The 661-nt window shown below is 67.0% G+C and carries 1 protein-coding gene; it reads right to left on the minus strand.

Annotated features, from left to right (window positions below; all coding sequences use genetic code 11):
* Window positions 1–51: 51 nt before the first annotated feature.
* The coding region (locus ACYVOK_RS36185; RefSeq protein WP_460667137.1) for a DNA translocase FtsK at window positions 52–661 on the minus strand (610 nt) is incomplete at its 5' end.

A 661-nucleotide genomic window follows, 5' to 3' on the forward strand; every position in this document is an offset into this window, starting at 1 on the left:
AGATGAATCCAAAAGTGCAAGTCCACTTTTGGGTCCCGATGCTCAGGAGCCTTAATCGTCTCCCATCCCAGGAGATTCAAGCAAAATCTCGCGTTTACCGGCGTGGTTAGCGGGACCGACGATGCCCTCGTGCTCCATGCGCTCCATGAGCGAGGCGGCGCGGTTGTAGCCGATCTGGAGCCGGCGCTGGATGTAGCTCGTCGACGCCTTCTTGTCGCGCAGCACCACGGCCACCGCCTGATCGTACAGATCCCCGCCCGGCGCGCCGAACTCGCCCTGGTCGAACACCGGCGCGTCCGCCCCCGCGGCCCCGCCCTCGTCCTCCTCGGCCGTGACCGCCTCCAGGTACTGCGGCCGGCCCTGGCGCTTGAGATGCGCCACCACCTTCTCGACCTCCTCGTCCGAGCAGAACGGCCCGTGCACCCGGGTGATCCGCCCGCCGCCGGCCATGTACAGCATGTCGCCCTGGCCCAAGAGCTGCTCGGCCCCCATCTCGCCCAGGATCGTGCGGCTGTCGATCTTCGACGTGACCTGGAACGAGATCCGGGTCGGGAAGTTGGCCTTGATCGTACCGGTGACCACGTCCACCGACGGCCGCTGGGTCGCCAGGATCACGTGAATGCCGGCCGCTCTGGCCATCTGGGCCAGGCGCTGGATCGCG

It is taken from the genome of Kribbella swartbergensis, assembly GCF_054784135.1.